This is a genomic window from Methyloversatilis universalis EHg5, assembly GCF_000378945.1.
GTDB lineage: Bacteria > Pseudomonadota > Gammaproteobacteria > Burkholderiales > Rhodocyclaceae > Methyloversatilis > Methyloversatilis universalis_A.
Window position 1 is genome coordinate 1,396,217 of sequence record NZ_KB900539.1, and the last position, 8,210, is coordinate 1,404,426.

The window sequence follows — 8,210 nt, forward strand, 5'->3', positions numbered from 1 at the left end:
TCCCGCTGAGGTGCGTGGGCCTGCTGCTTGCCGTCGTCATCGCCTGCCTGCTGTCTGCCTGTGATGGGCCACCGGTGCTGCCACTGCGGGTGGGCCTGAATCCCTGGATAGGTTATGACCCGCTGGTACTGGCGCGCGAACGCCATCTGTTCGCACCGGCCGAACTGGGCGTGGTGGAACTCGAAACCAGCGGCGAGAGCATCCGGCAGTTGCGCAACGGTCTGATCGATGCTGCCGGCCTTACATTGCCGGAGGCGATGGAAATGGCGGCCGCCGGCGCCGATATCCGGGTAGTGGCGGTACTGAGCCAGTCCAGAGGGGCGGACGCGGTGCTGGCGAGCGCCGGCCTGACGACGCCCGGCCAGCTGCGCGGTGCCCGCATCGCGATGGAAGACAGCGCGCTGGCCGCCATCATGCTGCAGCGCCTGCTGGAAGCCGGCGCACTCCGGCGGGACGACATCCGGGTCGTGGTGATGCCGGCCACCGAACACGAAGCGGCGCTCACCCACGGCAGCGTCGATGCGGTCATCACCTTCGAGCCGGTCATTTCCAGGCTGGCGTCCGCCGGGTTCAACATCGTGCTCGACAGCGCCGACATGAAAGGCGAGGTGATCGACGTGCTGGTGGTGCGCGCCGATGTGCTGGCCAGCCGCCCGCTCCAGGTCGCGGCGCTGCTGCAGGCGTTCGAACAGGGGCGCCGTGCGCTGCTGGCCGATCCGCCGGCCGCGGCGCGCGAACTGGCACCCGGTGCCGACCTGAATGCGGACGAATATGTCCGCGCGCTGTCCCGCATCCGGCTGTTCAGCCGGGACCAGAGCGACCGCATGCTGCAGGCGCTGCCGGATTCGCCGGCGCTGGCGCTGTCGCGCATCAGCAGTGACCTGAGATCCGGCGGGCGCATCATGGCTGAACCGGACTGGCGTCGCCTGTTTGCGGTGCCGGCGCCGGGAGCGCAGCCGTGAGGGCGGTCGCGGCGCTGCCTTCGCGCACTCTGGTGCCGCTGCTGCTCGTGCTGTTCGCGCTGCTGCTGGGCGTGGTGAACAATCTGCTGCAGGTCCGCGAATACCGCGTGCTGGTCGAACAGGAACAGAGCCACGCGCTGACCGAGCGTCTGGGGGTCGAACAGGCGACGCTGGACCGGCTGATCGTCAACGGCAATCTGCTGCAGCTGCGCCGGGTGGTGGCCGAACTGGGATTGCGGCCGTATCTGACCCACGCCTACCTGATCGCGCCAGGTGGCCGGGTGGTGGGCTCGCTCGCCCGGGCCGACGTGGGCCAGGACCGGATAGACCGCGTGATCGATGCCGAAGGCGCCGCTCTGCTCGATCTGCCGGTACAGCCCGACCAGGCGCTGCAGATCGAGCGCTCACCGGACGGCCGTGCGCTGCTGGCCGCGCTCATCCTCGATTCCGGTCACCGCCTGCTGGTGCGCTCCGACCTCGAATTGCCACTGGCCCAGCGCCTGCATGCCAGCCGGCTCGAACTGTGGCGGCATGCCGCCACCATCCTGCTGTCGGCACTGGTGCTCGCCCTGTTCCTGCACGTGTTCTGGCTGCGCCGGGCTCAGCGCCTGTCCGAGGCAGCGCGCGCCATCGGCCGCGGTCATCTCGATACCCGGGTCAATATCGGCGGGCGCGACGAACTGGCGCTGGTCGCCAGCGCCTTCAACGACATGGCGCTGCGGCTGCAGGCGCAGCACGACGCGCTGCGCGACGGCGAACGCCGCATGCGCGCCATGTTCGAACTGGCCGGTGCCGGGGTGGCGCGCATCGATACGCTGCGCGGGCGTTTCATCGAGGTCAATGCGCGCTTCTGCGACATTGCCGGCCATGGCCGAGAGGATCTGCTGGCGTTCGACTTCATGCAGATCACGCATCCGGACGATCTGCCGGCCGAGCTGGAAAAGATGGACGCGCTGCGCCGTGGCCGGATACGCGAATTTTCGATGGACAAGCGCCTGTGCCACCCCGACGGGCGCACCGTATGGGTCACCCTCAGTGTCACGCCGCTGTGGGCGCCGGACGAGCGGCCGGATTTCCATATCGCGGTGGTACAGGACATCACCGCGCGCCACGATGCCGAAGAGGCGCTGATGCTGGAACGCAACCGGCTTCGCGCGGCCGAGCGCATCGCCGGACTGGGCAGCTGGGAATTTCATCCGGGCAGCGGCCGTGTCTGGTGGTCGGCGCAGATGTTTTCGCTGTTCGGCATGGCGCCGGCCAACCGGGCGCCGACCATGGAGGTTTTCATGGCCTGCCTGCATCCGGAGGATAGGACCGCGGTGGCCGTCGTGCTGGAACAGATGAAGGCCGGTGCGCAGACGCTGACCGCGCTGTCCTACCGCACCTCGCCGGAGTGCGGCCCGGTGCGCCACCTGTTGCCGTCCGCCCAGGTGGTGACCGATGGCGAAGGGCGGGTGATCAAGTATGCCGGCACGCTGATCGACACCACCGAAGCGGTGCAGGCCGAACGGGCGCTGCGGGCGTCCGAGGAACGGCTGAGGGCCACGCTGGAGCACGCGCCCAATGTGGCGGTGCAATGGTTCGACCGCGACGGGCGGGTGCTGTACTGGAATCACGCATCGGCCACGCTCTACGGCTGGGCGATCGACGAAGCCATCGGCCGGCGCATCGGCGAACTGGTGCTGAGCGAGCAGGATGCCCGCGCCTTCATGGCGCGCCTCGAAAGCGTGCAGCGTGACAGCCTGCGTATCGGCCCGGAGGAATTCACCGTTCGCCACCGCGACGGCACGCTTCGCTACGTGGAATCGAGTACTTTCAGCATTCCGGGGGTCGATGGCGATGCCATCTTCGTGTGCATGGATGTCGACATCACCGCGCGGCGACAGGCCGAACAGGCGGTCGAGAAGGAGCGCACCCACCTGCGTACCCTGTTCGCGGCGCTGCCCGACATGGTGTGGCTGAAATCGCCGGAGGGGCGCTTCCTGTCGTGCAACCGCATGACCGAGCGGGTACTCGGCCTGCGTGAGGATGAGCTGGTGGGCAAGACCGACTACGACCTGTTTCCGCGCGAGCTTGCGGACAGCTTCCGGGCGCACGACGAGATGGCGAAGCGGACCGGCGGCCGTCACATCAACGAAGAATGGATCACCGTGCGTGACACCGGCGAGCGCATCCTGGTGCAGACGGTCAAGCTGCCGATGCTCAGCGAGGCCGGGGAACTGAAGGGCGTGCTCGGTATCGCCCGCAACATCACGCAGCTGCACGAGGCGCAGGAGGATCTGCGGGCGCTGAACGGCGAGCTGGAACAGCGGGTGGCCGAACGCACGCGCGCGCTGTCCGACGCGATGAAGGAGCTTGAATCCTTCTCCTACGCAGTGTCGCACGATCTGAAGGCGCCGCTGCGCGGCATCGACGGCTACAGCCGCATCCTGCAGGAGGACTACGGCGATCTGCTGGACGACCAGGCGCGACGCTTTCTCGGCAACATCCGCAACGGCGCGTCGCAGATGCACGCGCTGATCGAAGATCTGCTGGCCTATTCCCGGATGGAGCGGCGCTCGCTGGAAAGCAGCCGCGTCGATCTGGGCGAACTGGTGCAATCGGTGCTCGCGCGCCGGGCCGACGAACTGGCCGCGGCTGCGGTCCAGGTGGTGGGCGAAGTGCCTTCGCTCATCGTCCGGGCCGACCGCCAGGGGCTGGATCTGGTGCTGCGCAACCTGATCGACAACGCACTCAAGTTCAGCCGCGACGCGAAGCCGCCAGTGATCTCCTTCACGACCCGGGTCGATGGCGACCGCATCACGCTGTCGATACGCGACAATGGCATCGGTTTCGACATGAAGTACCACGAACGCATCTTCGAAATCTTCCAGCGCCTGCATCGCAGCGACGAATTCGCGGGCACCGGCGTCGGTCTGGCGCTGGTGCGCAAGGCGATGCAGCGCATGGGCGGCCGGGTGTGGGCGGAGAGCGCACCGGGCGAGGGCGCCTGTTTCAACCTGGAGCTTCCGGCATGACGACGGCGATCAATCGACAGCAGGCCAGCGAACTGCCCATCCTGCTGGTGGAGGACAACCCGGTCGACATCGATCTGACCTGCCGGGCGTTCGCGCGCAACCGGCTGGCCAATCCGATCAGCATCGCCCGCGACGGCGAGGAGGCGCTGGACCTGATGCAGCGCTGGGAAGAGGGCGAGGCGCCGCCGTCGCTCATCCTGCTCGACATCAAGCTGCCGCGGGTGGACGGGCTTGAAGTGCTGCGCCATCTGAAGGCGCATCCGGTGTTCCGCCGCATACCGGTGGTGGTGCTCACCTCATCGTCTGAAGATCGCGACCTGCTCGATGCCTACGCGCTCGGCGTGAACTCATTCATCGTCAAACCGGTCAATTTCGATCTTTTTGTCGAAACCGCCAGCCAGATCGAGCGCTACTGGTGCGAACTGAACCAACGTCCGTCGTGATGCGCGTCCTGTACACCGAAGATTCCGAATTCGATGCCGACCTGACCCGGCGGGCGCTGGCGCGTTGCGGACTGGACATCGATCTGTGCATCGCCACCTCGATCGGTCGTGCCCGCGAACTGCTCGCGCAGGATCCCTTCGATGTACTGCTGACTGATCTGAAGCTGCCGGACGGCACCGGGCTCGAACTGCTCGCCCACGTACGCGAACAGGGCCTGCCGCTGGCGGTCATCGTGCTGACCGGCTCGGGTGACGGCGATGCGGCGATCCGTGCACTCAAGGCCGGTGCCGACGACTACCTGATCAAGCGCGACCAGTATCTGGAGCGCCTGCCGCGCGTGCTGCAGGCCGCGCTGAACCGCCAGCGCACGATGCGCGCGCGGCGCGACCGGCCGATACGCGTGCTGGCCGCCGGTGGCGGCGGCGAACTCGACCGCATCCGCACTCACCTGCAGCGCCATGCACCGCACATCCGGCTGGAAACGGCGATCGATGCCGACGAGGCCGCGCTGCGGGTACCGGCCGACGGCAGCGATCCGGACATCGACGTGTTGCTGATCGAGTCCGGCGCCCAGCCGGCCGACGCGCTGGAACTGGTGAAACTGATCCGCATCGAACGTCAGTCGGTGCTGCCGGTCGTGGTGGTGGCCGGCCGCGACAGTGAAGAGCTGGCCTCCAGCGCGCTGCATCTGGGCGTAGACGACTATCTGGTCAGGCATGAGGGCTGGCTGTACGAACTGCCGGCCACGCTGGAAAAAGTGCATCGCCGCGCCGAACTGGCGCGCGAGGAACAGCGCCTGCGCGACGTGAACCGGCGCATGAGCTGGCTGATGGCCTCCAGCCCCATCATCGTCTACAACCTGCGCCTGCGCGAAGGCCGTTTCGATACGCTGTGGGTCAGCGAGAACGCCTGCCGCATTCTCGGTTACTCGATGGAGGACATCCGCCGCGACGGATGGTGGCTGGACCACCTCCATCCACAGGACCGCGCTGCCGCACTGGGTCGCATGGACACCCTGATGACCGATGGCCAGGTCAGCCTCGAGTACCGTTTCCACTGCCGGGACGGCCGGGAAATCTGGGTGCGCGACGAATTGCGGCGTGTGAGCGATCCGGCGGCACCCTCGGTCGAACTGGTGGGGGCATGGACCGAAATCACCCGCGACAAACGACTGGCGCTGCTGAACGAGGCGCGCAGCGAGGTGCTCGATGGCGTGGTTCGCATGGCACCGCTGGAATCGGTGCTGGAAACCATCGTGCAGCACATGCAGACACTGGAATCCGGTCTGCGGGTGTCCATCCTGCTCTGCGACGAACTGAGTGGCGCGCTGCATACCGGTGCCGCGCCCAGCCTGCCGGCCGAGTACAACGCGGCCATCGACGGCGTCATGCCCGGCCCGGGCATCGGATCCTGCGGCACCGCGGCCTGGTCGGGCGAACCGGTGCTGGTGGCCGACGTGCTCGACCATCCGTACTGGATGCCTTACCGTCCGCTGGTGTCCATCGGCGGCTTCCGCGCCTGCTGGTCGCTGCCGTTCAAGCGGGAGGACGGACGGGTGCTGGGTACCTTCGCGGTCTATGTGGACCGCCCCGGCCTGCCGGACGACAACCAGCTCGCAATGATGGTCGAGTTCAGCCGCCTCACTGCGCTGGCGGTGCAGAAAGTGCGTGCCGCCGCCGAACTCCGGCAGGCGGCCGCGGTGTTCCAAAGCACGCGTGATGGCGTGTTCATCACCGATCTCGATGCCGGCATCGTGGCGCTCAATCGCGCGTTCACCGAAATCAGCGGCTATTCCGAGGCCGAAGCACTGGGCCAGAATCCGCGCATGCTGCAGTCCGGGCGGCATGACCAGGCCTTCTACCGCGCCATGTGGGACAGCGTAACGGACAGCGGCTACTGGCAGGGCGAGGTGTGGAATCGCCGCAAGAACGGCGAGTTGTACCAGCAGCTGCTCACCATCAGCACGGTGCGCGACGAGGCCGGCCTGGCCAGCCGCTACGTGGCGGTGATGACCGACATCAGCCAGCTCAAGCGCTCCGAAGCCCAGCTCGACTACCTCGCGCACCACGATCCGCTGACCGATCTGCCCAACCGGCTGCTGCTGCAGTCACGGGTGCAGCACGCGATCGAGCGCGCCGAGCGACAGCGCGAGCATTTTGCGCTGCTGTTCATCGACCTGGACCACTTCAAGAACGTCAATGACAGCCTGGGCCACCCGGTTGGCGACGAACTGCTGAAGGAAATCGCCCGCCGGCTGCGCACCCGGCTGCGCGAGGCCGACACGCTGGCCCGGCTCGGCGGCGACGAATTCGTGCTGCTGCTGGAAAACATGCAGATGCCGGAGGACGCGGCCCATGTCGCCCAGAGCCTGCTCGAACTGCTGCAGAAACCGTTCAGCGTCGGTCAAGGCCGGGCGATCTACATCGGCGCCAGCATCGGCATCGCGGTCTATCCGGACGACGGCACCACGGTGACCGAACTGGTCCAGCACTCCGACGTGGCCATGTACCAGGCCAAGGAAGCCGGCCGTGGCGCCTTCCGCTTCTATACCGAGGCGATGAGCCGGGCTGCGCAGGACAGGCTTCATCTGGACACCCGGCTGCGGCGCGCGCTCGAGCAGGGCGAATTCACGCTGCACTACCAGCCGCAGATCGACATGGCCAGCGACCGGGTCATCGGTGCCGAGGCGCTGATCCGCTGGCTCGATCCGGAAGAGGGCATGGTGTCGCCGGCCCGTTTCATCCCGGTCGCGGAGGAATCCGGCCTCATCGTGCCGATCGGCGAATGGGTGCTGCGCACCGCCTGTGCCCAGGCGCAGGCCTGGCAGGCCGCCGGTCATACGCTGAGCATCGCGGTCAACCTGTCGGCGCGCCAGCTGCAGCACGCCGACATGGCCAGCCGCCTGGCCGGCCTGATGGCCGAATGCGGTCTCGGAGCCGGTCGGCTTGAACTGGAACTGACCGAATCCATGCTGGTCGGCGATCACGCGCAGACCGAAGCGACGCTGCACGCGCTGAAGGCGCTCGGCGTGGAGCTGTCGATCGACGATTTCGGCACCGGCTACTCGTCGCTGGCCTATCTGAAATGCTTTCCGATCGACGTGCTCAAGATCGACCAGAGCTTCGTGCGCGACATTCCGCAGGACCGCAACGACATGGAAATCGCGGCCACCATCATCGCGATGGCGCATACGCTGAAACTCCGGGTGATCGCCGAAGGCGTCGAAACCCCGGAGCAGCATGCATTCCTGAAAGAGCGCGGCTGCGACGCCTGGCAGGGCTACCTGTCCAGCAAGCCGGTGCCGGCCGATGAGTTCGAACAGCGCTTCCTGCTCGGCAGGAACGCTGTGGGAGCGGCGCCCCCGCCGCGATCTGACCTCTGAGCGCGCGCTGTCTCTGATTCAAGGCGGCCATCGCGGCGAGGCGCCGCTCCCACGGAACCCCGCCCAGTCCGTTGCCAAAGACACATTGTGGGAGCGGCGCCCTCGCCGCGATCTGGCCTCTGAGCACGCGCCGTCTCTGATTCAAGGCGGCCATCGCGGCGAGGCGCCGCTCCCACGGAACCTGCCCAGTCCGTTGCCAAAGACATTGTGGGCGCGGCGCCCTCGCCGCGATCTGGCCTCTGAGCACGCGCCGTCTCTGATTCAAGGGCCATCGCGGCGGGGCGCCGCTTCCACGGAAACCCGCCCAGTCCGTTGCCAAAGACATTGTGGGAGCGGCGCCCCCGCCGCGATCGGGCCTCTGAGCACGCGCCGTCTCTGATTCAAGGGCTATCGCGGCGGGGGGCC

The 8,210-nt window shown here is 67.4% G+C and carries 4 protein-coding genes; all 4 read left to right on the forward strand.

Translation table 11 applies throughout. The features are described from left to right. The first annotated feature begins 14 nt into the window (after nucleotides 1-14). Genes METUNV2_RS0106495 through METUNV2_RS18970 form a run of 4 tightly spaced genes read left to right on the forward strand, consistent with a single transcriptional unit; the run spans nucleotide 15 to nucleotide 7,805 of the window. Nucleotides 15-962 (forward strand): ABC transporter substrate-binding protein, encoded by a 948-nt coding sequence (locus METUNV2_RS0106495; protein ID WP_232415628.1) that lies wholly within the window; start codon nucleotides 15-17, stop codon nucleotides 960-962. Beyond that, entirely contained in the window at nucleotides 959-3,979 is a 3,021-nt protein-coding gene (locus tag METUNV2_RS0106500; protein WP_018228679.1) for a PAS domain S-box protein, read from the forward strand. The genes METUNV2_RS0106495 and METUNV2_RS0106500 overlap by 4 nt, the downstream gene beginning before the upstream one ends. Next, nucleotides 3,976-4,422, forward strand: a complete 447-nt coding sequence (locus METUNV2_RS0106505) for a response regulator (protein WP_018228680.1) — start codon at nucleotides 3,976-3,978, stop codon at nucleotides 4,420-4,422. The genes METUNV2_RS0106500 and METUNV2_RS0106505 overlap by 4 nt, the downstream gene beginning before the upstream one ends. Beyond that, nucleotides 4,422-7,805, forward strand: a complete 3,384-nt coding sequence (locus METUNV2_RS18970; RefSeq protein WP_018228681.1) for an EAL domain-containing protein — start codon at nucleotides 4,422-4,424, stop codon at nucleotides 7,803-7,805. The genes METUNV2_RS0106505 and METUNV2_RS18970 overlap by 1 nt, the downstream gene beginning before the upstream one ends. Nucleotides 7,806-8,210: the final 405 nt, after the last annotated feature.

Excerpts from the sequence above, each read along its gene's own strand:
- METUNV2_RS0106505 (WP_018228680.1), top strand. The coding sequence starts at position 3,976 with ATGACGACGGCGATCAATCGACAGCAGGCCAGCGAACTGCCCATCCTG.
- METUNV2_RS18970 (WP_018228681.1), top strand. The coding sequence starts at position 4,422 with ATGCGCGTCCTGTACACCGAAGATTCCGAATTCGATGCCGACCTGACC.